Raw genomic sequence first — 22,185 nt, forward strand, 5'->3', positions numbered from 1 at the left:
TGAAGCCATGCCCTCATGAGCGAAGTCGCACGGATCGAAGTTCTGGGGGCAGGGCATTCAGGTCACAAGTCGCTAGGGACTTAGCAGCGTCGTGAACGATCCTGTCCTGAGTGTTGGGGTCGGTCGGTTCGAGCCGGTCGCTCACGTTGTAGAGAGGAGCCATGCCCAGACGCACTCTGACTTCGTCGCTCACTAACCACGAGGCCGCAACCCATGAGTCCGGTGGTGGCGAACCGCCGCGCCAGATCGCGCAGGAACGCGGCGCGGTTATTTCCTCGATCATGAAGGACTTATCCGGCTCACCACGCCAACTGCCCGGGTCGAAAATTGTCACCCACGGCTTTCCTTGGGCATCCACATCTGCAGTCCAAGCCCAGTAAGTCGTGGGCAGTTCCGAGGTCAGTTTGACTGACTCGGCGGAGACCTGATTGATGAACGGCGCCCAATGTTCGGCGAGCACTTCAAGTTCTTGAAGTGCGCAGAGTCGGGTCTTCTCACCCACGCAAACTGTTGGCCGGCTCTGAGTCAATCTGTATCCATCACCGGTCGGAACAAACTGACCCCCCACGGCGGCAAGGGCAAGTGCAGCCGTCGTCAAGAAGCGGCGACGCGATGTCAGGACTGCTGCAACCAGCGCAGCAAGAAGAAGAGAAAGAAGCACAACACGAGATCCAAATTGCGCCGAGTCAGGACGGTAGCCGAGCAGTGTGCCGTTGGAGCCCAACTCAGCCAATCGCGTGAACAGGGTCCGTCCTCGCCCGACAAGCAGAAGGACTGGCGTGAGTCCTCCAACGAGGGGAGCGGCGATGATGGACCCGCTTGACGAGCCCACCACGAAGCCCATCCACCAAGTCGCTAGGGCGGTGAGGGTCTGTGTCGTCCACGGCCATAAGCTCCCGTTAGTGATCGTCACCGGTGCAAATAGTGCCGCCGCGACCACGACTAGGTGGGCGACGGCATAGACGACCGCCAGCCAGAAACAGCCCGCAGCGCCGGTAGCCGCCGCGTGCCTTCCTCGCTCCTTGAAGCCTGGTAACACGGTCAACATGCCGTCGGAGTCACGTGCGGCGTACCAAGCCACCACGGAACCAATGAGCGGGAGGGCGAGGAATTGGGCGCGGCCGATGACTTCTTGGCCCCAGAGGACCTCACCGATCCATCCAGCCCCGCCGACGGCCATCACGACGACCATGGCGACCGCAACTAAAGCGGCAGGCATCCAAGAGCGCCGCTGCCTCAACAGCACTCTCACGCAGCTTCTCCACTAGCCATTGCGGCGAGGAGAAATGCTTCGGGGGAAAGCCCGCTGTCAGCATATGCAGTACGGAGCTTATGGCCAGGAATGCTCGACCCAACGACCCCATTCGAGACCGGAATAATCGAGTCCGCGAACTCCAACACGGCCGACGCCTCGTGAGATGCAACGACCACGGGTCGATTCTGACCTGTCTCTTGCAACAGCTGCCAGACGGAGCGGGAGGCACTGACATCAAGGGACACAGTGGGCTCGTCAAGAAGTGCCACGCGGCCTCGGACCAGAAGTGCTTGGGCAATGGCGACGCGCCGCTGCCACCCCCCGGAAAGCTTTGACACTTTCATATCGACCTTGCCGCGGAGGCCGCACTGTGTCAGTGCGGCCTCCACGGCCTGAGCACGATCGCGTCTCGGTATACCGCGCAGCATCGCGAGGTAGGCGAGGTACTCCCCGACCTTGAGGGATGTTCGAACGTTCGCCTCCTGAGGCAGCAGTACTGTCTCAGTGGCTCCTATGACCTGACCAACGTCGGGGTGTAACACCCCGGCGAGGGCAAGCAGGAGCGTGCTCTTGCCAGCCCCGTTCAGCCCGACGACGGCTGTCAGCCCCAGATCAGTGGTCCAAGCAGGGCAGTACAGTTCGAAGGAACCCCTACGAACGACGAGTTCGGTCGCGCTCAGTTCACGCATCAGGGGATGGTGTGATTCCGCAATGCGGAGTTAGCGCAGTCATCCGGTGCGGGCCAGGTGTCGTCCTGGCAAATGCTCCCGCGCGTTTCCGCCCTGTCGTAACTGACGTCCAGCTCTCGGAGCTCCTGTTCGCACCGGTAGGCCGTGCTGGAGTTGTTACCTGTCCAAGCGCTGTACTGGCCGCTGGAGACGCCGCTGCGGTAGTACGTATACCGAACGGCCGCATGCGCCGAACTACCTCCGGAGCGGACATCCCTAAAGCAGAGAGTTCCGCCAACGTCGTCCTTGGGGTAGTCAATCCCGTGATCCCCGTAACCGGCGGCTACGGCTCGACTGCCCTCGTACGCCGTGATCGTGCCGAAGCTGTAATACACCGCCTCAGCGGCGGGGGCAAGTATCACTGCGCCTGCCAAAAACCCCATCTTCAACCACTTCATTGTGGCCTCCCTAATGACATGGGGTAGCCAGTCTCCCCCCTGGTGCCCGAAGGATAGCGCGGTCGTGCAGTTCTCGGGGCAAATGCATAGATCAACACACGTTACCGGTGTCCCGCAGGACGCGCCGGCGAGGCCGAGCCTTGGTGCGCGCGGTCGGCCCACCCTTCCGCTCAGCTTTGGTGTGTCGCGTGGACGATCGGACTGTGCTCATCCTGCCCGATGCACGCACGCAACCGCCGCAGTGAGCGACAGCGAGGGTCAGCGCCGAAAGAAGCCGCGTGTGTAGCTCCAGCGGCCGTCGGTGTCCTCATCGGTTGTCGTTTCCAGGGACGCGTCGAGATGGATCGGCATGAGGCGGGCACGGGACTCCTCTAGCGCCACTCCTGGCCTCCACACGATCAACGCGTCATCGTGCCCGTCCCGGAGTGAGCGTTGTAGCTCCTTCTCGGAGAAGACCAAACAGAGGCGGTGACCGTTTTGATGACATCCCCCTTGCTTGCCCACGCGAGTGCATCGCGATCACCAACTAGGACTCCGTGCCTAGCGCCGCGCGCGCAGCGGCTTGCGCACGAACTCCGGGCTGAAGTAGGTGACACCTTCATGGTCGTCTACGACCCCTGATCTCTCCAGGCCTTCCCGTGCACCGTCCGCAACCCCCGCAATCCGCTCGTGCAGGCAGTGGTCTCGCGAGGTGCGTCTAAGCGCCGCAAGAAGGACTCCCGTGGCGACTTGCCCGTGGCGGTCGGGCGTTGCCAGCCTTGGTGCAGGACGCTCTCTCAGCGGTCGGCGAATGCCGGCGGGAGCCATAGCCTCATCCCGAGGGCGCGGAACCGGTCGGGATCGTCCCGGATGGCGAGCCAGTTGAGACGCGTGAACTGGAGCGCAGCGTCCTGGTGTGGGTGCCTCTTGTGCAAGGCGGCGCACACGATGGAGAGGTCGGGTGGAAACGCTAGAACACCGGCCACGGTGAAGTCCTCGATGTGGACCAGCGCGTACCAATCGACGGCAGGGATCGATCGGATGTGGTGCTCCATTGACTCCACTGTCGATCGTGTTGGCGAGGTATTTCACCTGATACCGGGAGCCGTCCGGGGCTTCGACGTCCCATGCTGCTTGAACCCTGCTTGTTGCCGTGGTTCCCCCCACGAGGACTGCCACGAAGACCTCGGCAAACTCAGATAAGGGATCTCTGTTGGAGAGGGGGACGCCTACCTTCGTGAGCAGCGCATGTCGAGCGGTTCGGTACAAGGCGAGTGCCTCGCCTAGTTCCTGAAGTTGGGACACACGATCAGGCTAGGACCGTGTGGGCCGTGATGACGAGGGCTGATGGCGGTACGATTCCGTGCTGGATCACGCCGCCGCGTACGCAGCGCGGTCCGGGATCGACGGGGTCGGCGGTTTCGCCTGGGATGTGAACAACGTGAACTAGCGTTCGTGCATGACCAAGTACGTCTATGACGAGGAAGCCAGCGAACGGCTCCACATGGATGTGGTTCATGAGGTTGACGACAGACCAGGATCGCCAAACGAATGGCTGGCGGCCAGGCGGCGACTGAACGCCATCAAGGATCCCTTAGCGCGCAGAATCATCGCGCTTCACCGTGACTGCGGTTCGGGGGAGGGTGAGTGTGACTCGGGCCTCGATGATCCAGTGCCGATGACAGAACGCACGGACTGGGGCTGTGAGACGACGTCTCTCGTCGCCGCGCATTACGGAATCGAGTACCGCACCCCGGCAGACGACGACGCTTGACCCACCCGCGTCACGTCTCCGCGAGCGGACCGGCAAACCATAGGTTTCCGCCGGGCGAGAGCCGTTGCGAGGTTGGGCCAAGATCGGCCATTGAGGGCCGGTCGCCTGATGCGAGGTGCCAGCGAGAGGTTCATCCGTTGATATGGGGGCTTGGGAGTAGCGTTCCGGGGAACGAAGGCCGAGACGAGAGCGCGATGACCAATTTCTGGGTTCTGCAGGGCAATCCGAAGAAGTGGGATAGGCCCGACAAGCTGTTCTCGGAGCCGATCCTTGGATGGTCGGTGACTGGCGTCGAGGGTCAAGTCGAGGTCGGAGATGGCGTTTTGGTTTGGATGGCCAACACGAATCCTGATCTCAGAGGCGTCCACGCTGCCGGCAAGATCTCAGGGCGACCTCGGACCGGATACCCGCTCGGCTGGGGTGACAGCAAGCAGAAGTCGACGCTTACGCCATTCGTACCCCTCGCCATCCACTGGTATCTGGTCCACCACCCCGTGCGGATAGATGAGCTTCGAGGCTCGGCATTCGCGAGTCACCAGATCCTGTCGATGGCTCGTCGCACTGCCTATCCCTGTAGTAGTAAGGAGTTCGACGCGGCAATTGAGTTGATGCGCCAACATGGGCCAACGACGTTGCCGGGACATCCCGCCGCCGGCTTCTCGGAGTGGTGGAACACGCTGTGAGCGGGTGTCGGGACCGAGTAGGAGAAAGACCAGGGCGAGGCTGGCGAAGCCATGGATGAGCTGACACGTCCTTCGTGCCGCTCGACGGACCTCATTCAGCTCGGCCTGGGCCGACAACGACGTTGCCGCATGTGTGGCCGAGTCTGGATCGCAACCAACCTGCCTGCGACCCCAGTGCAAGCTCGCGACCTCCAGGGGTTGGCTTCCGGGTCCAGTTCGTCTCGGGCCGCTGCCGGACTGGCCGGGCTTGCGACGCTGAGGGACCATGCCCTCGCACCTCAAGTCCGTGAGGTACTGAGCAGGTACCTGCAGGTAGCCCTCGTCAACTATCGATATGACGAGGGGGACGCCTGGACATTCCGGGCGATGCCAGGAACTAAGGCCATCAGACGTAGGCGCCGTCTCTTTACAGTGAACGTCTCGAACATGGAAGTTCTGGTCGCTCACTACGACCCGGTCACCGGCAAAGATACTGGCGGGTTCCTGGTGCTCCAGTCGAAGAATTCGCCGAGTGCGTTACGAGGGGCTCTACGGAAGCGAGACCTGTATCCAGCGCCCTACGCCACGGCGGGGGACGCGGCCGCGATGGCGGCCTTCAATGACCTTGACGATTTGCTGACCCTGCTGTCGCTTCCGATCGTTCACCAGTCCGCGAGATCGCTTAACGATCGCCTGCGATCCAGCGCCAAGTGCCGTCGCTACAACGGCAGTGGCACGTCCCCCAATTCGTCAAATGGGTGGTGGGCGCAGAGCGCACAGGCTTCCCTGCATAGCTTGCGTCACTTCGGCTCCCTTCTGTTGTCAACCGGTTGCTTCGAGGTGGGACTTCCGCGTCTCGATGGCTGGGCGTAGCGTCGTTGGTGCGGGTCCGGGAAGTGGCTGATCCGAAGCGCCGGTGTGCGGGTTTAAGCCGGCCGCGCTGGATGCAAGAGACGCCCCGCAGTGCCCTCCCGGGCCCGCGTTTGCGCCCTCGACCGCGGCAACGTGGGCATCGTCGACAAGCTGTCGATAAATGGCGTCGGAGATCCTGCGCTTCAGGCACCGGATCGCCTCCAGGGGCCGTTTGCCCTCGGCGCGCTTACGCCGGTAGTAGGCCCGGCCATCGGTGTCGAGCCGGATCTGGCTGATCGCCGCGATGTGGATCATGTGGTTGACCCGACGGTTCCCGGCCCGGGAGAGCCGGTGCCGGCTCCGTTCACCGGAGGACGCGTCCAACGGTGCGGTGCCGGTCCAGGACGCGAACCGGTTGCGGTCGGCGAACCGGGAGACGTCCCCGACGTCGGCCAGGATCCGGGCGGCGACCACCGGTCCGACACCGTGCAGGTCCATCAGGTGCGAACCCCGGGACAGCACGATGGTCTTCAGCTCGGCGGTGGCCTTCTTCATCTTCGCCTCGACCGCGACCAGCTCGGCGAGCTCCTCGACCGCGATCCGCCGACGGGTCCTGCCTGCGATGTCGCGGGGCCGCACGCAGGCGAGCATTCGCTTGGCCTGACCGGTGGTGAGGTCCTTCTTCGCCTGTCCTGGAAGGAGTTCGGCCAACAGGGCCTGCAACCGGTCGACGGTCTGGACGCGTCGGCGGCTCAGTGCCTCACGGCGCTCGACCAGCATCCGTAACGCCTCGAGCTCACCGTCCATCGCCAGCACCCGCAGGCCCGTGGTGCGCACGGCCACCATCGCGATCGAGTGTGCGTCGTGGGCGTCGGTCTTGCGGTTGTGGCCGGTGTCAAAGAGCCGGACCCGAGCAGCCAGCTTCGCCGGGACGTCCACGACCTGCTCGCCGGATGCCAGCAGTCGCTGCGCCAGCGGACGCCCGACACCGTTGGCGCCCTCGACCGCCCACACCCGGTCCGGCCAGGCCTTGGCGTACTTCAGCATCGCCGCGTAGCCGGCCTTGTCGGTCGTGAACCGACCCTGGCCGAGCCGGCGTTCCTTCTCGTCGACGACCTCGATCGTCGCGGAGAGCTTGTGGGGATCGACCCCGATCACAACGTGATCCATGTGCTTGCTCCTGCCTGCACTCGTTCCGATGTGGACGGCGAGGTGGGCAGTGCTACTACGAGCAGGGCAGTCCCTTCTTGAGCCACGCCTCGTCACGGTGACCGACGGGACGCAGACCGATAGTGAGCCACACCGACGACGCTGGTGGGCAGCCGCATGGAGAGCTGCCCGCCGATCACCTGGACCGAGTCTGGCCGGACGCCGGTCCTACGTGAATCGTCTAGTAGCCGCGAGTTGCGCAGTCTTGATCCGCTGGCGCCGAACGCGTACGACACTGTCGATGTGAGAGTCGCGGCGGCGGCATGCTCGTTCCTGCTCGGGATCGGATTCGGCCTCCCGGGCGTCGGTGGTGCGTGGCACTTCGCCAACACCGGTGAGGTTTGGAAGTTCCTCGGCTTCCCCACCTACGGCGGCGGCCCGTTCGAGCGCTGGGGCGTTCCGACGTCCGTAGCGTTGATTGCTGGCTTCGTCCTCGTGTGCGCCGCGGAGGTAGTCCTGGGCGGAATGATCCTGGCTGATGCGCCGGGCACGAAGGCTTTCGCGATCATGCTCTTGCCGTTCGAGTTCGCCTACTGGGTTGACTTCGCGTTGCCGTTCGGCCCACCGCTCGGCATCGCTCGGACCGTCCTTCTGTTCCTTTGACGAGCGGCGTCCAACAACCGCAGTGCCGCTATCCGGTCGTTCGGCTAATGGTCGAGAGGTGCGTCCTATCGATGCTCGTCGAGGGTGCGTCCTATCGCCGCGAATGACGCGCGCGGCACACGGCGTCGGCTTCGACAACCACCGCTCATGCAATCTCGGCTGCATCTCGCCAGCTAGGCATGAAAGAGCCTCCCTTCGGGGGAGGTGAGGCTCATCTGTCGGGCTTGGCTTGGTGTCAGCTGGCTTGCTGGGAGTGTTTCTGCCAGTCCCTTCCGGCGATGATCTGTTGGGTCCGTTCCGAGAGCTCTGCGGGCGGTCCGTCATCGTCAGTCCGGTTGAGGATCTCGTCTCGCAGGATCCTGCCTGCCTCGTTGGGATGGCCCTCCGCGGCCGCAACGGCCGCGAGGTCAAGGCGGGGGATCTCCTCGTCCGGCGCGGCCAGTGCGGCGGTTTCGGCGGCCAGGCGGGCGCGTTTCAGATCGCCCTTGCGCAGGCTATGTGTGGTGACTAGATGGGCAACGTCAACGACGGCACAGACCATGTGTTGGTCAAGCCGATCTCCTTCGGAGAGCCAGTACCAGCCACCCTTGCGCAGGCTCTCGAAAGGACGTCCTTGGACCAAGCGCAGGGCGGCGCAGAGGTCGTCGATTCCTTCGGCCCCGCGCGCCTCGCCGCGCGCTCTGAGGCGACGGAACAGGTCCGCATCGACGAGCGCGTCCAACACCTGGTAGACGCTGGTGCCGCGCGTTTGTGCCAGTGGTGCTTTGCGTGCGTCGGGAAGGTGCTTGTCCCCGGTTCGAGGGTTGGTACCCAGCCAGTCGCGAACGGTGTTCACGTAGTCGCGTGCCTTGGTCTGGGAGATATTGAAGGTGTCCGCGACCTCGTCTGGGGTCGCCCCGTGCCGGCGCGTCACCAGATACGCCAGCAGCTCGGTGAAGTAGGGCTTGCGCTTGGCCAGCGCCGCCCCTCGAGTGCGCGCCGTGACCGGGCCAAGGAAGGTCAGCCTGGGAAGGTCGCACGCGTCTGAGTGCCATCGCTCCAAGTCGTCGTCGAGGGTCGGGTCGGCATTCAGAACCGCATCACGAACTTGAGGAGTCACCCGCGGCGCCAGGGCGTTGAGATCGGCGATGGTGGTCGCCCCATGCTCCACGTACTCCTCGTCCGGATCCGTCAGGATCGACGTGGGTGACGCAGCACCCTGGGCGGCCTCACCGTTCGGATCAGCCCACTCGTCCTCGTCGTCGTGGCTACTGCGGGGAAGAGTGTATTCGTCTCGAAGAGCCCCAGCCTCGTCGGTCCAGGCCTTCCAGCTTTCCTCGTCTGCGTCAACGGAGGGGATGTCGACATCTTCGAGGTCCTCACTTTGAGCCAGCAGGGCCGCGCACCCTTGTGCTTCGTCGGCTGTCAGACCCACCGCGATCAGGTTGAGTCCTGACGTTGGCATCACGATCCGCCCGGATGTGCTGATCTGGACCTCGATTCCGTCGCTGGCGAGATCCTCCCCTCTGACCACGACACTGGTGCCGGTGTGCCCGCCGTGGGTGCGCACGAGGTCGAGCAGCTGCTCCAGGGCGGGTGTGGTGTCCGCGGCTGTGTCGACCATCAGCATTCTCGCCGGCCATGGGTCGGCTCCCAGCTGCGCTGCTCGAGCGGAGCTAACGTCGGTGCCTGCGTCCTGAGAGCGGTCGATCATGGCCACAGCGTCCGCGACGAGATCAGTGGCCGGGTCATCTCCGGTGTGCACGCGCATCCGTTCGGGGTTCATGGCCGCGACCTCGGTGGCGACCCCGATGAGGTCCACCTTGACGCCGTGAGACCACGGGTTGCACGCGATCTCGGCGGCGATGTACCGCGCGAAGTCGCGTCCGTAGTCCGCGTCTCCGGTGATGACCAGGTCCATGTCTTCCAGGTTGAGCATCCATACGTCGCCGGCGTCGCTGGCTCCGATGGTGCAGAGCATCGGGTACGGGGCGGGCTGTTCTTCGACGGGTGGCTCGACGGTCGCAGGGTCCGCCTGCGCCGACAGCGTCCAGTGGAGGTGGTCTTCGGTGCCCTGCCACGGGGCGTCGAGGGTGCTCGGACCCGACAGGTGCAGGGTGAGGCCGGTCTGGGTCATCTGGACGGCCGCCACTTCGGGCATTGCCTGACCCGCGCTGGTGTGCGAGAGCGCCAGTCGTCGGAGCGCGGCGTCAAGGTGCTCAACGGTCGGGGCGGTCGTCGACCCGATCGCGGTCACGGTCTTCTCGACGGGGATGAGCACGGGCTTGGGGGTTGCGATCGTGCGTCCCGGACGTCGGGCACGGAACTGGGCCCGGCGACGACGCAGCAGCAGCAGCGCCATCGACCCGGCTAGCACCCCTCCCCCGCCAACGAGTCCAGTCAGCATCCACGGTGCGACGGAGGATGTCTCCTCGACTGCACCCGTGGATGCAGGCGCAGGTACGGATTGGCCTGAGGGGATGCTCGGGGTCGACGCTGCCGGCGGGTTGGTGGTCTCTGCTCCCGGCGTCTCGCCCGACGGCACGCTGTGGGGTGCTGTGCTGGCCGGTGGGGGAGCCACGCTTTCGGCGGGTGCCTTCGAGGTGGGGGCAGTGGGCGACGTCGCCGGTGTTGCTGCCCCGGGGATGGTGAGCGTCCAGCCAGGCAGGATCAGATCTGGGTCGACCAAACGGCGGTCTCCAGGCTGAGCGGTGTCCTTGGAGGCTGCGTAGATCTCCGGGTAACGGTCGGGGTCACCGAGCTCATCCTTCGCGATCTCTGACAGGGTGTCGCCGAGTTCGACGACCCTGGTGTCGTCTGCGCCCGCTGCCTTCGTATGCGGAGTGGGAATGGTCAGCGCGGTTCCCGGGGTCAAGAAGCCGGGGTCGTCACCCAGGGTCTTGGGGTTGAGCTCGACGATCTCGCCGTATCGCGCTCCGTCGCCAAGGTGCGCTTCGGCCAGAGACCACAGCGTGTCCCCCCGCTTGACCGTGTGCTCAATCGTGGAGGGCTTCGCCTCGGGTGGAACCACCTGAGCCTGGGGTGTCGCAGAGGGTGCGAGCTGACCGGAAGGAACAGGTGCGGCTATCGACGGGGTGCTCACCGCAGCGGATGCGGTCGCTGCCGTCCCCACGCTGCCGTGGGCAGTCGGCATGCCAACGGGAGCCGTGACGAACAGCAACAGGGCTGCACCGATCAGTCCTCGGGCGGCGGACTGCGGAAGCGCGAGGCCGGGCAGGTGCGGCGGGGAGGTGCGGCGGACCCGGGCGATGCCCTCCATGGCAAGGGAGGCGGCCAGTGAGGCCCATGCCGCCCAGCCGACGAGTGTGATGAAACCCAGGGCGAGTGTTCCGTCATCAGGGCTCGTGAGGAAGACGCGGAGCTGCTCGAGGGTGGGGACCTCGTCCGGCAGAGGGTTGGCCCCGATAGCCAAGAGCGCCACGGGGAGTCCGATGACGATCCCCAGGATTATGAGGGCGGCCACCAGTCCGACAAGTCGAGTGCGCAGTCTCATTGTTCGACACCTCCAGCGGAGCGGACGATCCTCGACTCGGCGTCACCGTGGACGGTGAAGGATCGGATGCCGATGATGTTGAGGAACTTGGTGGAGTAGGTCTCCGTGGTGGTGACCCTCACGGTCGTGCCGTTGATGACGGTGGCTGACCCTGCCACGCCAGCCCCGGCAAGGTATGCCTGCGCTGCTTGCTGGGCGGCGTACGGGTCGGCCCGGACACCTTCACCGCGGATGGCTGCCGGGGCGACGAGCTGTTGCCCGCCTGCTCGCGCAGCCTGCCTGGCCACGTCCCGGGCATGCTCGAGGGTGTGGACCTTGCCGCCGACGTCGGCGGCAAGTCCCACCAGAATGAGCATGGCCACGGCACCCACGACGAGGACGATGCTGATCGATCCGCGTTCGCGTTCGTCATCGCCCCATGGGTTGGTCAAGGTCTGCATCCGATCACCGTTCTCGGTAGGTGTCGATGGCCGACGCCATGGTCGCCTCGACGGAAAGGGTGCCGGGCAGACCGGGCACGGCGAGGTCGGCGACCTGGACCTGGCAGGTGACCGTGGCCGTCACTCGCGCTGGGGTCCCGACCGGTGCAGCAAAGCCGGTCGTGTCGACAGAGACGCTCTTCGAGCTGCATTTGAGGCCTTGGTTGTTCAGCGTCGTGGCAGCACTCGAGGAGGCTGCACCCTGTGCCTGTTCCTGGGTACGGGAGATGGACGCCGCCCGAGCGGCGGCATTTGCTGCGGACTCCACGCTGTGCTGGGCGATGGTGAACCGGCCGGCAGCAATGATGAGGCCGATGAACAGCATGAACGCAGGGATCCCGATGACGGCCTCGATCACCGCTGACCCTCGCTCCAGTCCTCCTTTGCCCCACCTCATCCGGTGACCCTCTCTACCGGGACTGTGGCCGATTGTCTGACCATGAGTCCCCACCCGGGAATCACGGTGAGCGGCCTGCCTGCCACCGTGACCGTGGCGTTCGTGGCAGAGCGTCGACTGGTGATCCTGACCCCTCTGATGACGTCCGAGCCTCCCGCCTCGGCGACGAAGCTCGAGGCTGCGGCGGAACCGTCCCCACCAGAACCCCCTTCAGCTCCTGCCGCTCGCGCGCCCTCCTGCGCGGCCGCGATAGCGACCGTTCGGGCGTGGTAGTGCAGGGCGCCTTGAAGACCCAGGAACATCACACTGAACACCAGCGGCAACAGGATGACATTTTGGATCGACCCCGAGCCACGCTCGGTTTGCCCCGACCCCACGAAAGGGAGAGGCAAATGGAAGGAGCGAGGCGACATCATGTGCCGAGCTGGCCAGCCCTACCCATGACGAAAGTCCGGATGACGGCCACAACAGCGGCCGCGAGGGCCGCGAGGGCCACACCCCACAGGATCTGTTCCAAGGTCACGGATCCGCGCTCCGGATCGCCCTTGATGCGCTTGCTTGCGTGATCGGACACGGTGACGCCCAACGTGTGTAGAACTGCGGCCAGATAGTGCATGCGGCTCTCCCCTTCTGTGGTTGTGCCGGTCCCGGTTGGACGGCATGAATGCGTGGTTGCATCGATGACGTGAACAGGTTCAGGACCCCTCCACCAGTCTGAGGAGGGAGGGTGCGACGAGGATGGCGAGGAAGATGACGCCGAGCGCACTCATCGGTATCGACATCCGTTCGCTGCTCTCGTTCGCCTTCGCCTTCTCGGCATTGAGCATGGCTGCTCTCATCCCGGCTGATCGGGCTCGCAAGCTGGTGTAGATCTGGGCACCCTCTTCACCCGAGAGCCGCATGATGTCCGCGAAGTCATCGAGCTCGGGCAGACCAAGTTGGTCGCCCAGGCTGTGCAGCGCCTCCCAGGGCGTCACCCCTGACCACCGCGTGCGGGCAAGCTCTTCCCCGAGACGGCGAAACACCCAGCTGTCGCCCACGTCCGCTGCCAGTTCCATCGCCTGCCGAGGACCGGAGCCGCTGTTGCGCTCCAAGGCAACCAGCTCGATGTAGGCACCCAGCGCCCAGTTGAACTCGACACGGGCCTTCTTGGCGTCATCGCGGGCGTTGTAGTCAGGAAGGAAGAAGAACGCCACCGCGCAGGCCAATGACGCACCTACAGGAAGGATGATCGGCAGCCCCAAGCCGATCGTGGCCAGCATGAGCCCAAACAGCGGGGGGATCGTCAGTCCCAGCAGGGCGAACAGGATCTTCTCGCCGTAGAACCGGCTGAGCGGGATCCGCAGGAGAGCCAGTTCCTTGACGGGCGCCTTTCCCCAGGTCCCCGCGGGAAGTGTCTTCATCCCCCAGCGGCCGAGCCGGGCACGCGAGTCCGTGGCCGTGGTCGAGGCCTCACCGGAATCGCCTGTCGTGGCGCGTGGTGAGAGCCGTTCCAATGCCTGGCCAAGGTCGGGGTCCGCCGGAGCCAGACGCCACAGCAGGAACACCACGCCGAGACCGAGCAACGCTCCTGCGGTGATCGCCAATTGCATTCCGGTCAGCATCAGTTCGCCGCCTCCTTCGCGGCCGCCCCAATGAAGCGAGGCAGTTTGCCGCCGAGCGCCATACGCTTCATCCAGATCAACGTGACGACGTAGAGGGCCAGCAGGGTGAGAAGGATCATCTGCCCAAGTGGAGACCCGTACGGCTCGATGTAGTCACCGTTGAGGGCCAAGAACCCAAGCACTCCCAAGGTGATGAACGTGACGGCTCGCGCTGTCGCTCGTGGCTTGGCCCGGTCGGCCTCGATCTCTCGTCGGGCCCGGACGTCGGCGGCAACGGACTCCGCCAACGCTTCTAGGACAGCAGCGAGGCCGGCGCCGCGGCGCCGGGCGGCGAGGATGAGGTTCGCGGAGATCAGATCGCCGGTAGCGTCGTCGACCTCGTCGGCGAAGGCCCGCAGTGCGTCCTCAGTGGACCACCGGGCGCGCAGGCGCGAGGCCAGCCGCGCCACTTCGGGACGGATCTCGTCGGGGGTCGACCGCAGGGTCGCGATGAGGGCCTGCTCGAGGCCGGCGCCGACGGTCAGGATCCCCGAGAGGGACCGGGTCCATTCCTCCATCGCTTGAAGGCGTTCGATCTTGTCGTTGGCTTCTGGCGATGACAGCAGCCAGGGCAGGCCGGCGATGAGGGCAGGAACAAAGATGATCGCCACGACCCACCCGGTGAGGATGGCCACCAGGTGGCCGACGCCAGCCCCGACGAAGAGCAGCCTCTGGGTGCGCTTGGTCATCGACTGCACTCGCGCCGCCCCCGGCATCCTCCTTCCGGTTGGTGCGGCCGGCTTCTCGGATGTGCCACGCACGCCGACGAGCACGCCGATCGCGCCCGCGACGATCAGTGCGGCAGCCAGCGCGGGGACGAGCGGTGTCATGACGCAGCTTCGCCGTTCTGGGCGTAGAACGCGTTGAGGTCGAAGCCCCACAGCTCGAGGTCGCGGTACTCATCGGGCATCACGCAGGGCAGCGCCTCGCGGCGCCCGGGATGGGTCTTGAACACGGTCTGGGAGGAGTAGCCCGTCTCCCTCTCGCCGGGCTCCACGGTGATGATCTCCTCGACCCACCGTGCGAGCTGATAGGCGTCGTCACCGATGGGGCTCTTGTCCAGGTGGACGTGGACCACGATGTCGACGTTGGCAGCGATCTGGCGGATCGAGTAGTCGTAGGTGATCTGAGGGCCGGCCTCGAGGGCACAGGTAACGAGCTTGCCGAGTGCGCCGACTGCGTTGCGGGCGTGGGTGGTGCTGATCGAGCCGTTGGAGGATTCCATCGCCTTGAACATCGCCAAGATCTCCGGCCCGCGCACCTCGCCCACGATCTGGCGGCTCAGGTTGAACCGGAAGCTGTCGACGAGGCATTCGGACAAGGTGACCTCGCCCGCCTGCCGACCGTCGGGGCCACGCTCCCCCGACCCAGGCCTGGCCTCCCAAGGGAAGACGATGTCGTGCTGTTCCTTCAGCTCGTGCAAGAACAATTCGTATTCGGTCTCAAACGTGCCGATGATCTCGCGACGGGGAATCTCGGCGCAGAGCGCCCGCACCAACGTTGTCTTGCCTGCACCCTGTGCACCCGAGACCACGATGTTCTTCCCTGCTTTGACAGCAGCTGACAGGAAGGATGCGGCGGTGGCGGTCAAGGTTCCTCGCTCAACCAGATCGCCCAAAGTCACTTGGCGCAGGCGGTGGCGGCGGATCACCACCGAGGGGTATGGGTGAACCCACGCGGTGGCCGCGAGTCGGGCACCGCCGTCCAGCCGCATGTGCAGGCGTGGTTGTGCCTCAGAGAAGGGGCGTGGGTTGGATTCCGACCGTGACGCGAGGAAGACCAGGAAGTCGATCAGCTCTTGGTCATTCGTCGCGACTGCGGGTCCTCGCACGAGTCGGCCGTCGCTGTACTCGAGCCACACCGACTGTGACCCGGCGATGATGATGTTCTCGACGAGGTCGTTGTCGACCAGTGGTTGCAAACGCCCCAACCCGAACAGGGCGTCGTCGAGGGCCTTGGCCATCTGGCCCTGCTCGGCGAGCGTCCACGAGTCCTGCCCGGCTGTCATCCGTGCGGCGGACTCGTCGTTGAGCAGCTCGAGGATGATGGCGCGCCCACGTTCGCGCTGCACGTCGCGCGGCATGTGTGCCCGGTCCTCCCCCAGCGCTGTGCTCAGCCGCTCCGATGCCTGTTGCCGCAGCGTCGCGATGAGGTCCCAGTCCAGCTCGCTTCCGTGTCGCTGTGCTGCGCGACGCAGCGACGTGGGCTCCCTTGGCTGCTCGTCATTCGATTCGGTGGCTGCGGCTTCGTCCTGAGGCGTCATCGAGAACGTGCCACGGACCCTGCCGCGTCGCTGAGGGGCGGGGTCTCCGAAGATGGGCAAGGCCGTCGGGTCGGCCGGGTTATGGGATTCGGTCCAGTCCGGGTTCTGGGTCATCGTGAGCTCCCGACGGGCTGGAGGGTGAGGTCCGCACGGTTGGCCGTGACTGTGGCGGTGATCGCGGTCTGTGCGGCTCGAAGGCTGCGCACGAGCGGTGACGAGTCGAACTTCTTCGGCGCTTTGGCGCCCTTGGCGAACACTGCGGCCGCGTCGGGATCCCACGCCAGCGAGGCGGTCACCGGCAGCTGGAGGACCTTGCGGACCTCGCGCGCCGAGTACGGGTCTCCTTCACCGACCATCAAGACGCCCAGGGACGACAGGCCTCCTGTGCGCTCGAACCCGTCCCGCAGGGTTGCCGCCCAGGACCTTGCGCCCGACAGGGAGACCAGGTCAGATCGTGTGGTGAGCAGGCAGAGATCAGCGGCATACATCAGTGGTTCTGCAGAGCCGACCAGCCCCAATCGGCCCGCGTCGACGATGACGTCCTGGCCGGTGCGCTCGAGCGACTTCAGCGCGGCCGCCAGCGGATTCCACAGCCCTGTCAGAGTTGGTGCTTGGGCGTGTGACCGGATCCCTGAAATCAGCGAGACCTGCGTGCCTTCGATCGGGCTTGACGTCTCCGAGATGGCCTCGACCAGATGCCCGTGACGGTTGGCCAGCGCAAGATCGAGCAACGAATCGGCAGGGGGGACCATCCCACGCAGGTAACCCGCGTGTATCGCTGAACCACCTGTCGGGTCAGCATCCAGGAGTAAAACCGGACGGGGCCACGTCACAGCGAGGCCCACGGCCGTCGCCGTGACGCCCGGAGAGGCAGAGGCCGATTCCAAGACGATCAGCGCCATGGATTCAACGCTCCCGACTGTCGAGCACGATGGCTACTTTGCCCGTGGCCGCTCGCGCAGCCAGCTCACCGGCCTCAGCCTCGGGGACTTCCACGGCCACCACCGTCTTACCCTGATCGGCCCCCGGGTGCAGACCCACCACCGTGGCCTCGATCTCAACCTGTTTGCCCTCCGTGACCTCACCTTCCTGCCCCGGTGTGGCAACGACCCTCACCGTGTCACCCGAACGCAGCGGCTCCCCCGGCAGCAGGGACGCAGGAAGCGCGACACCGACAATGGATTTGCCTGCGGGCGGGATCGTTTGGCCCGCCGCCACCGCCGCGGCGGTCAGCAGACTGCCCTCAGCAAGATCCATCGTCGCTCGCCTCCCAACCAGGCCAGCCAGTTCTTCGCCCGGGATCGTCTTCAACGCCGGATCAACACCCACACGCACGGTCATGAGGTCCTCGCGGGCGATCGTCTCGCCGCGCTCGACCGTGCTGCGAACCGCAACAACCTGCTGCGCGTTACTGGTCGACGACCATGCCCATGCACCCAGCAGGGCGCCCAAGCAGACCGTCGCCACCGACGCGGCGATCAACGCCGGCCGGCGTCGCAGCTTCGGTGCGGGTGCAACCTCAGAGACCGGATCCGGCTCGCTACGCCGACGTCGAGCGCCCTGCTCCCTTGGGGCCTCCTGCGCGCGGTCAACCATCTTGGTCATCTCTGTCCGGTTGCTCATTGGCTCAACACCTGGCTTTCGCCCACGGTGATGTTGGTCGTCCTCGAGAAGTCCAACGGGATGTTTCCGCTCTGCCCGATCCCGGCCCACGCCACCGTCCAGTAGCTCGTTGCCGTCACGGCATAGCGACCCTGGCGGGTGTAGGTGTGCCCGCACGTAGGAGAGCTCTGCTTCCCGTACCTGTCGGCATACGGGGTCCCGTGGCCGGTGCAAATCACGGATGTGCCGTCGTCCATGTTCCAGACCGTCTTCGTGACCTTCGCGGTCGCGGTCACAGTGAAACCACCCGCCGATGCAGACCTCGTGATCGGTCCGACAGTGCTCGCTGTTGGGTTTTGAACCCACATCCAAGTCGGCAACCCGATGATGCCGATGCTCCCGGGTCGGGGCTCGGGAACGATACCGATCTCGACTGCCCTTAGATTCATCATCGCGATCGCCCGACTGGCAAGCACTCTGGGGTCCGGAGGTGCCGCGGGACCGGGCGGCCTCGTCGCCGACCAAAAGTGGAGGCTTCCCACCGTAGGAAGCCAGCAGGAGTAGACCGCGCCGTCGGGGTAGTGCCCTTCCCATACCGGGTCGGAAGGAGCCCAGTCCGAGGGTGGCGTGGCGGCGACGTAGCAAAGCCTTTGGTTGCTCCAGTAGCCCTCGTCGACCACGCACGGAACCTCTTCATCACCGTGCATGCACTTCTGAGCGGTCCCGGCTCCAGTCCCGGTGCCAGTTCCAGTTCCCGTCCCCGTCCCCGTCCCCGTCCCCGTCCCCGTGCCCGTGCCCGTGCCGCCAGGGTTTTCCGGTTCAGTCACGATGATGATGCACTCCCCCGTGTAGGGGTCGCGGGTGCACTCGACTGGTGGGGTGGCCATCGCCACCCCACCAGTCGAAGCCACCAGCCCCGCCAAAAGAAGTGCGACCTTGATGACTCCGATCAACATGGTTCCCCCTTGAGCAGGTCTTCCACGACAAAGAACTGGCCATCGTCCTGCTGGACTTTGTAGGTGTAACGAGTCCGTGGCTGGCGCTCGGCCGACACGACGGACTTGCCGGCCTTGTCGACGACGTTCACCTTGCTGACATCCACACATGCCGAGACCTGGTAGAGCTTGGTCTTCGGGTCGAGGACCCCTGGGGCCGTTTCCACAGTTACCCGCCCCACCGTTTTCCGACCCTTGCTTCGCATATCTGTCAGGTTGCGCTGCCACTGCATCAGAGCCTGGCCTCGAGCCACGGTTGCGAGTTCGGTAAGCGGTGGCCGCGGGTCAGATGCCAACTCGTCCTGCTTTGCCCAGAAAGAGACGATCGCCTCGCCGGCCAACCTGGCACTTCTCTGCTCAGTCGCCTCTGAGCTCGTTGGCGATGAACTCGGAGTGCTCGACGTCGACGTCGACGCCGAAGTCGAGGTAGAGGTAGAGGTAGGCGGAGAGGTCGAGGTAGTCGGCGAGGGCTCATCCGGGCTACAGGCAGCCAACACCAAGGTCCCGGTCAGAAGGAGAACCACCGGGACCAAACGCCCGTTCCTACGAACCTTCGTCATCGTGTTCCACTCCTAGATCTCCATGGGCTTAAGCCGCGAACGTCCTTTGGGCGGTCAGACTACGAGGAATCGATGCGATCACACTAGTGCACTTGCTGCGCAGACCGTCAGCGATGTCGTCGCATCGGTGGGTTGTGTTGGTCATCGTCCCTAGCCCTCGCCCCACAACGACGCTCCCCTGTTGTTCGTTGTCTTGCCGCTCTATCGCACCACAAATGCATCAGTGGCGCACGATCGAGCTTGGCTATCCGAGAGGGTCGCGTGTGGAGCGTCGTGCCTGGTTCAATGCGTCCGCCACAGCGGCAGGGGTCGTCTTCACTGCTTCTGCAATGCGGGCCAGTGCGGTCTCGGGCGGCAAGTGTTGAACACGACCGGCTTCCCATCTTTGGATGCTGGCCAGTGAGAGATGGGCTTGATCGGCGAGTTGTCGGGCGCTGAGTCCGGCGAGAGTACGCAGACGACGAAGGTCCTGCCCCCGCGTCAGCGGGCTGAGGAGGACCGTGGTCTCGACGTCCAACACCTCGGCCAAGCGGACGAGAATGTCGGGTCTCGGCTCGGACGTGCCCAGCTCCCAGCGGGAGACCCGCTCGCCGCCGGCTACGCCAATTAGGCGCGCAAGCTCGTGCTGGGTCAGGCCCTTGCGTGTGCGGGCGAGACGCAAGGCTGTGGGATCGGTGAGTGAGTCGGGTTTGCGCATGTCGGCAATACCCTATGGCTGGGTTAGGTGGATCCGCGCCCTGCTGGCACCGACACTCCTCCACCAGTGCGCACACTCAGGTCGCTCCCGACTGGCGCGCCTTCTCGGTCTCCCGCACGACAGTGACGTGATCCGCGGTCATCGCTCTGAGCCCGACGTTGTGAGCTCTGCTCGAGAGTCCTCTCGGGCCTAGTGGGTCTCGGTACGGACCCCTAGCGACGGTCAGCAGGCGTGACATTCGGCCAGGGCTACCCGCTTGGCTGTTTGCCGAATGGTGACTGAGAAGTAGGCTGCGAACATGCTGCGAGGGTGCCGACGGCATACTCCGCCGTGGTCATCCCCGACTCGACGGACTTGGTGACGTGCGCCAGGCGGCGCGAGAGACGTGATGTCACGGCGGAGCTCCTCGATCAGGGCAGGGCTTCTCCCTGCCTGGGACGAGTCCAGCGGAGGGCGCCGGGCCCGACCACCCCGAGATCCCGCACCTGTGGACGGGCGGAGGCGCCGGGGCGCCTGTGGACGGCGAGAGGAGTCAGCGCGCCTCGGCGATGGCGACGAAGTTGGACACCCGGTGGCCGTCGGCGCGGAAGCCGTCGTCGTCGTCGCACGTGATCAGGGCGATCCGCTTCACCGAGCGGTTGGCGCCCCAGACCGCGGCGTCGCGGCTCACCGCCAGCTTCGTCGCGACGCGCGTGGCCGTGACGGTGTAGACGACGCCCTTGCCCGCGGCGTCGAACACCGTCACCTTGTCGCCGCGCCGGATCGACTGGAGGTCGTAGAAGACGTCGGCGCGCCGGCCGTTGACGACGTGGCCGGCGATGACGGCGGTACCGACCTCGCCGGGTCGTACGCGCCCGTAGCCGGAGACCCATGCCAGCGTCCCCGAGGGCGGGTTGACGACCCCGTTGACGGCGGACGTGCGGCGCAGGGGGCCCGCGACGTCGATCGAGGGAGCCAGGAACGACATGGGCGCCCCGGTCCTCGCTCTCGGAGGGCTCACGGTCCGGGGTGGCACCGGCGCCGGCCTGCGCGCGGGTGCGGTCGCGGTCGCGGTCTTCGTCAGCGAGGGCACCGGGGACGACATCGCGGAGGGCGACAGGGTGGGGGTGCCCGAGGTGGAGGTGCTGGGCGTCGGCGGGGTCGACGCGGAGGAGGACGAGGGCGCGACGGCCGACGCGCTGGACGGGGCGGTGCCCGCCTCGTTCACCGGTCCGCCGCAGCCCTGGGCCAGGAGCAGGGCACCGGCGGCGACCAGGGCCGCGCCCACGGTGCCGAGTGCTCGTCGGGACGCGGGGACGCGGGCGGTGCCCTCAGGCACCGCCCGCTCCCACGCGTGTCTATCCATGAACTGCGTATTCAATCACCAACGACCGTCGGATCAGTGCTGACCCTTGCGACGCATCGCTGCGGCTGCGAGGCCGAGACCGGCGAGGACGGCTGCGCCGCCGGCGACGATCGGCAGTGAGCCGCCTGACGTGGCGGGCACGTCGGTCTCGACGACCGGGCCCGAGGGCGGCGGGACCGGCGTGGTGGTCGTCGTCGGAGTCGACGTGGGCGTGGTGGTCGGCGTCATCGTCGGGGTCGACGTGGGCGTGGTGGTCGGCGTGGACGTCGGCGTCGAGGTCGGCGTCGTCGTCGGGGTCGACGTGGGCGTGGTCGTCGGCGTCGAGGTCGGCGTCGGTGTCGGGGTCTCCTCCTCCATGTCCGCGGTGCAGACGATGATGTGCGAGATGCCCTGCTCCGTCGCGGTCATGAGCTCGTCGCCCTCCATGACCTCCCAGAACTCCTCGTTCTCCGTGGCGTACTTGAGGACCACGAGGGCGTAGTCCCCGTCGCTGATCCAGGTGTCACCCTCGAAGCCGTCGGTGAGCTTCGAGCATTCGGGGTTCACGTAGCCCTCCTCAACGAGGTAGGGCTCCCAGTTCTCGGCCTGGTTGGCGTCGGATCCGGTGGGCGGGTCGGCGAAGGCGCTCGTCGCGAGCCCGAGGCTCAGCAGACCCGCGACCCCGGCGGTCGCGGCCCCGCGCGTGATGCTCTTGATCATGGTGGACATTCGGTTCTCCCTCGTCGTGCCGATCGGGTGTGACCGGCGGTGGAGCGGCTCCGGCCTTGGTGAGCTCGAGCCCGGATGGAGCAGCGGCGCGTCGTGCTGCTCTCGTTGTTCGAACGTAACCTTCCGCGCGAAGGCCGAAACCCTTGTCACAGTTGATCATTCGAAGTACCCACAGCTGACTAGCCCTCATGGCACTTCTGGTTTCCATCGACCGTGCATCCTGACCACGGGAGCGGGTCAGCCGCCGAGGGCGGAGCGCGTCAGGTGAAGGACGACGGGCACCACGGTCGTCGCGATGAACCCCGGGAGGAAGCACAGCCCGAGGGGCAGGACGAGCAGCACCCCCGCCCGCTGGATGGCCGCCTCGACCCGCGCCGACTCCTGACGTCGCATCTGTTGGGCTGCGGCCATGACCACCCCGGCGGGCGCCGCACCCGACCGCTCGGCCGCCTGCCACGCCATCGAGGCCGGCCGCCACGCGTCGCCCACGTGGGTCCACGCGGTCGCCGCGTCCTGGCCCCACCGGTGGGCGCTCGCCACGAC

Annotated in this window: 26 protein-coding genes; 5 read left to right on the forward strand and 21 right to left on the reverse strand. The window is 65.8% G+C overall.

The window, feature by feature from the left end; all coding sequences use genetic code 11:
• Positions 1–13 precede the first annotated feature (13 nt).
• From N801_RS20610 to N801_RS06520, 3 genes are all read right to left on the reverse strand, one after another.
• Complete coding sequence (locus tag N801_RS20610) at positions 14–1,219, reverse strand: hypothetical protein (protein ID WP_169744218.1); 1,206 nt, start codon at positions 1,217–1,219, stop codon at positions 14–16.
• 29 nt (positions 1,220–1,248) lie between these two features.
• A complete protein-coding gene (locus N801_RS20125; protein WP_084108381.1) occupies positions 1,249–1,944 on the reverse strand; it encodes an ATP-binding cassette domain-containing protein in 696 nt (231 codons plus the stop codon).
• Between the two features lie 1,213 nt (positions 1,945–3,157).
• A complete protein-coding gene (locus N801_RS06520; RefSeq protein ID WP_156996534.1) occupies positions 3,158–3,415 on the reverse strand; it encodes a hypothetical protein in 258 nt (85 codons plus the stop codon).
• A 404-nt stretch (positions 3,416–3,819) separates the two neighbouring features.
• Between N801_RS06520 and N801_RS20615 the strand changes: the two genes are divergently transcribed.
• The gene (locus N801_RS20615) at positions 3,820–4,134 is read left to right on the forward strand and encodes a hypothetical protein (RefSeq protein ID WP_156996536.1); all 315 of its coding nucleotides are present in this window, start codon (positions 3,820–3,822) and stop codon (positions 4,132–4,134) included.
• Between the two features lie 194 nt (positions 4,135–4,328).
• Positions 4,329–4,817 carry an EVE domain-containing protein gene (locus tag N801_RS20620; protein WP_156996538.1) on the forward strand — a complete coding sequence of 163 codons (489 nt, stop codon included), beginning with the start codon at positions 4,329–4,331 and terminating at the stop codon, positions 4,815–4,817.
• 801 nt (positions 4,818–5,618) lie between these two features.
• Here N801_RS20620 and N801_RS06525 read toward each other — a convergent pair.
• Positions 5,619–6,818 carry an IS110 family RNA-guided transposase gene (locus N801_RS06525; RefSeq protein WP_035935102.1) on the reverse strand — a complete coding sequence of 400 codons (1,200 nt, stop codon included), beginning with the start codon at positions 6,816–6,818 and terminating at the stop codon, positions 5,619–5,621.
• A 144-nt stretch (positions 6,819–6,962) separates the two neighbouring features.
• Between N801_RS06525 and N801_RS06530 the strand changes: the two genes are divergently transcribed.
• Complete coding sequence (locus tag N801_RS06530; protein ID WP_084108384.1) at positions 6,963–7,460, forward strand: hypothetical protein; 498 nt, start codon at positions 6,963–6,965, stop codon at positions 7,458–7,460.
• Positions 7,461–7,695: 235 nt separating this feature from the next.
• Here the strand turns inward: N801_RS06530 and N801_RS06535 are convergent, their stop codons facing one another.
• From N801_RS06535 to N801_RS20630, 12 genes are all read right to left on the reverse strand, one after another.
• Positions 7,696–10,923, reverse strand: coding sequence for a LysM peptidoglycan-binding domain-containing protein (locus N801_RS06535; RefSeq protein ID WP_035935105.1), 3,228 nt, complete (start codon positions 10,921–10,923; stop codon positions 7,696–7,698).
• 26 nt (positions 10,924–10,949) lie between these two features.
• Positions 10,950–11,393, reverse strand: a complete 444-nt coding sequence (locus N801_RS06540; RefSeq protein WP_035935108.1) for a pilus assembly protein TadG-related protein — start codon at positions 11,391–11,393, stop codon at positions 10,950–10,952.
• A gap of 4 nt (positions 11,394–11,397) precedes the next feature.
• Positions 11,398–11,790, reverse strand: a complete 393-nt coding sequence (locus N801_RS06545; protein ID WP_245618252.1) for a TadE/TadG family type IV pilus assembly protein — start codon at positions 11,788–11,790, stop codon at positions 11,398–11,400.
• Positions 11,791–11,825: 35 nt separating this feature from the next.
• Positions 11,826–12,245, reverse strand: coding sequence for a TadE/TadG family type IV pilus assembly protein (locus N801_RS20130; protein WP_342666908.1), 420 nt, complete (start codon positions 12,243–12,245; stop codon positions 11,826–11,828).
• Entirely contained in the window at positions 12,242–12,445 is a 204-nt protein-coding gene (locus N801_RS06550) for a hypothetical protein (RefSeq protein WP_035935114.1), read from the reverse strand. Before N801_RS06550 ends, N801_RS20130 begins: the two co-directional genes overlap by 4 nt.
• 79 nt (positions 12,446–12,524) lie before the next feature.
• The gene (locus N801_RS06555; RefSeq protein WP_035935117.1) at positions 12,525–13,433 is read right to left on the reverse strand and encodes a type II secretion system F family protein; all 909 of its coding nucleotides are present in this window, start codon (positions 13,431–13,433) and stop codon (positions 12,525–12,527) included.
• Positions 13,433–14,302: a type II secretion system F family protein gene (locus N801_RS06560; RefSeq protein WP_035935120.1), complete on the reverse strand. Its 870-nt coding sequence runs from the start codon at positions 14,300–14,302 to the stop codon at positions 13,433–13,435. Before N801_RS06560 ends, N801_RS06555 begins: the two co-directional genes overlap by 1 nt.
• Positions 14,299–15,849, reverse strand: a complete 1,551-nt coding sequence (locus tag N801_RS06565; protein ID WP_245618260.1) for a TadA family conjugal transfer-associated ATPase — start codon at positions 15,847–15,849, stop codon at positions 14,299–14,301. Before N801_RS06565 ends, N801_RS06560 begins: the two co-directional genes overlap by 4 nt.
• Complete coding sequence (locus tag N801_RS06570) at positions 15,846–16,637, reverse strand: CpaE/TadZ family protein (protein ID WP_035935123.1); 792 nt, start codon at positions 16,635–16,637, stop codon at positions 15,846–15,848. The genes N801_RS06565 and N801_RS06570 overlap by 4 nt, the downstream gene beginning before the upstream one ends.
• Positions 16,638–16,641: 4 nt before the next feature.
• The gene (locus tag N801_RS06575) at positions 16,642–17,358 is read right to left on the reverse strand and encodes an SAF domain-containing protein (RefSeq protein ID WP_245618262.1); all 717 of its coding nucleotides are present in this window, start codon (positions 17,356–17,358) and stop codon (positions 16,642–16,644) included.
• Positions 17,355–18,293 (reverse strand): hypothetical protein, encoded by a 939-nt coding sequence (locus N801_RS20625; RefSeq protein WP_156996540.1) that lies wholly within the window; start codon positions 18,291–18,293, stop codon positions 17,355–17,357. The genes N801_RS06575 and N801_RS20625 overlap by 4 nt, the downstream gene beginning before the upstream one ends.
• Positions 18,287–18,673, reverse strand: coding sequence for a hypothetical protein (locus N801_RS20630; protein ID WP_156996542.1), 387 nt, complete (start codon positions 18,671–18,673; stop codon positions 18,287–18,289). Before N801_RS20630 ends, N801_RS20625 begins: the two co-directional genes overlap by 7 nt.
• A gap of 52 nt (positions 18,674–18,725) precedes the next feature.
• Between N801_RS20630 and N801_RS19625 the strand changes: the two genes are divergently transcribed.
• Positions 18,726–18,908 (forward strand): hypothetical protein, encoded by a 183-nt coding sequence (locus N801_RS19625; protein WP_052112691.1) that lies wholly within the window; start codon positions 18,726–18,728, stop codon positions 18,906–18,908.
• Between the two features lie 228 nt (positions 18,909–19,136).
• Here the strand turns inward: N801_RS19625 and N801_RS21865 are convergent, their stop codons facing one another.
• From N801_RS21865 to N801_RS20975, 3 genes are all read right to left on the reverse strand, one after another.
• Positions 19,137–19,589: a helix-turn-helix transcriptional regulator gene (locus tag N801_RS21865; RefSeq protein ID WP_084108389.1), complete on the reverse strand. Its 453-nt coding sequence runs from the start codon at positions 19,587–19,589 to the stop codon at positions 19,137–19,139.
• Between the two features lie 248 nt (positions 19,590–19,837).
• On the reverse strand, positions 19,838–19,984 hold the full coding sequence (locus tag N801_RS21740; RefSeq protein WP_084108392.1) for a DUF4244 domain-containing protein: 147 nt from the start codon (positions 19,982–19,984) through the stop codon (positions 19,838–19,840).
• A 137-nt stretch (positions 19,985–20,121) separates the two neighbouring features.
• Positions 20,122–20,556 (reverse strand): class F sortase, encoded by a 435-nt coding sequence (locus tag N801_RS20975; protein ID WP_052112692.1) that lies wholly within the window; start codon positions 20,554–20,556, stop codon positions 20,122–20,124.
• Here N801_RS20975 and N801_RS20980 point away from each other — a divergent pair.
• Entirely contained in the window at positions 20,555–20,977 is a 423-nt protein-coding gene (locus tag N801_RS20980; protein ID WP_035935130.1) for a hypothetical protein, read from the forward strand. The genes N801_RS20975 and N801_RS20980 overlap by 2 nt on opposite strands.
• On the opposite strand, the gene N801_RS21340 is transcribed toward N801_RS20980, so the two are convergent.
• Together N801_RS21340 and N801_RS06610 are read right to left on the reverse strand one after the other, a co-directional pair.
• Positions 20,968–21,642, reverse strand: a complete 675-nt coding sequence (locus tag N801_RS21340; RefSeq protein WP_035935133.1) for a hypothetical protein — start codon at positions 21,640–21,642, stop codon at positions 20,968–20,970. The two genes, N801_RS20980 and N801_RS21340, sit on opposite strands and share 10 nt — an antisense overlap.
• 237 nt (positions 21,643–21,879) lie before the next feature.
• The coding region (locus N801_RS06610; RefSeq protein WP_035935201.1) for a type II secretion system F family protein at positions 21,880–22,185 on the reverse strand (306 nt) is incomplete at its 5' end.

Source organism: Knoellia aerolata DSM 18566 (assembly GCF_000768695.1).
GTDB classification, from domain to species: domain Bacteria; phylum Actinomycetota; class Actinomycetes; order Actinomycetales; family Dermatophilaceae; genus Knoellia; species Knoellia aerolata.